We start from the raw sequence: 1,628 nt of genomic DNA, 5'->3' as shown, positions 1-1,628 counted from the left end.
GGCCACATCATGCTCTGCGGCGGCGCGCCGCTCGACGGGCCGCGCCACGTCTACTGGAACTTCGTCTCCTCGCGCCGCGACCGGATCAACCAGGCCAACGAGGACTGGAAAGCCGGCCGCTTCTCTTTGCCGCCGGACGACCATGAAGAGTATATCCCGCTGCCCGAAGTCCCTAAGACGGTGAGCTATCCGTGACCCGCATCGCGCTCGCCACCGGCGTCACGCTGAACGTCGTCGACGAAGGCCCGCGGGAGGGTGAGGCGATCATCCTCCTCCACGGCTTTCCCGAATCGCATCGCACCTGGCGCGCAATGGTCCCCGATCTCGCGCGGGATTTCCGCGTCGTCGCCCCCGATCAGCGCGGCTTCGCCGGCTCGGACAAGCCGGAGGGCGTCGAGGCCTACCGGACCGAGCGGATCCTCGAGGACCTGGTCGCGCTCGCCGATGCTTTAGGCCTGAAGCAATTCACTTTGATCGGCCATGATTGGGGCGGCGCTGTCGCCTGGCTGGCCGCGCTTCGGCATCACGATCGCGTCAAGCGGCTGGTCATCGTCAATTCGCCGCACCCGCTCGTCTTCCAAGAATCGCTGATCGAGGACGAGGCCCAGCGCGCCGCCTCCCAATATATCCGCGCCTTCCGCAATCCCGCGATGGAGCAGGGCATCGCGGCGATGGGCTTAGAGAGTTTCTACGAGAAGACCTTCGGCGGCCACGCCGATCTCTCGCTGATCCCGCCCGAGGAGCGGCAAACCTATCTCGATCAATGGTCCGCGCCCGGCGCGCTCACCGCGATGCTGAACTGGTACCGGGCGAGCGAAATGGTCGTGCCCGCGGTCGGCGAGGACGCCGCGCTTCCCGCCTGGGTCAACCTGCCCTTCCCCAAGGTGACGATGCCGACGCTGGTCGTCTGGGGCCTCAGGGACACCGCCCTGCTCCCGGTCCAGCTCGCCACCCTCCACGAGCATGTCCCGGACCTGCGCACCGCAGCGACCGCAGAGGCCGGCCATTTCATTCCGTGGGAATATCCCGACTTCGTGATCGCCGCGATCCGGGATTTCATCGCCGAGACGACCTAGCTATGGCCGCGCCTATGGCCACCACTCCCAAGCGTTCCCGCTCCCGCTCCGCCGCCCGCCTCGCCGCGGTGCAGGCGCTCTATCAGCAGGAGATGGAGGGAACGCCGCTCGCGACCCTGCTCCACGAATTCCACCATCACCGCCTCGGCGCGACCATCGACGATATCGAATATGCGGAGGCCGAGGTCGATTTCTTCGACGACGTGGTGGCCGGCGTCGACGCCCGCCGCGACGAGCTCGACGTCCTGATCGCCGGCCGGCTGGCCGAGGGCTGGACGCTCGCCCGGCTCGACAAGCCGATGAAGGCGATCCTGCGCGCCGGCGCCTACGAGCTCGCGGCCCGCGCCGACGTGCCGGTCGGCAGCGTCATCTCCGAATATGTCGACGTCGCCAAAGCCTTCTACGACCCGCGCGAAAGCGGCTTCGTCAACGGCCTCCTCGAGGCCATCGCCAGGGAGGTGCGGGCATGACCCGATCCTCCCCTGCATTTGCAGGGGAGGGGGACCGCTCGAAGTGCGGTGGAGGGGCTCTTCCTGACCATAAGGCCCCCTC

At 67.6% G+C, this 1,628-nt stretch carries 3 protein-coding genes; all 3 read left to right on the top strand.

Going from position 1 to position 1,628, the window contains the following annotated elements:
• Window positions 1-195, top strand: a 195-nt coding sequence (locus ACT4N8_RS12090; protein ID WP_444858378.1) for a pirin-like C-terminal cupin domain-containing protein, incomplete at its 5' end; no start/stop codon positions are given.
• Entirely contained in the window at window positions 192-1,076 is an 885-nt protein-coding gene (locus ACT4N8_RS12085; protein ID WP_444858377.1) for an alpha/beta fold hydrolase, read from the top strand. The genes ACT4N8_RS12090 and ACT4N8_RS12085, both read left to right, overlap by 4 nt.
• A gap of 14 nt (window positions 1,077-1,090) precedes the next feature.
• A complete protein-coding gene (gene nusB / locus ACT4N8_RS12080; RefSeq protein ID WP_444858376.1) occupies window positions 1,091-1,546 on the top strand; it encodes a transcription antitermination factor NusB in 456 nt (151 codons plus the stop codon).
• Window positions 1,547-1,628 lie beyond the last annotated feature (82 nt).

This window comes from Sphingosinicella sp., assembly GCF_052387495.1.
In the GTDB taxonomy this organism is placed as follows: Bacteria; Pseudomonadota; Alphaproteobacteria; order Sphingomonadales; family Sphingomonadaceae; genus Allosphingosinicella.
The sequence above is the reverse complement of the archived record's forward strand: the minus strand, read 5'-3'. Positions and strand labels throughout refer to the sequence as shown.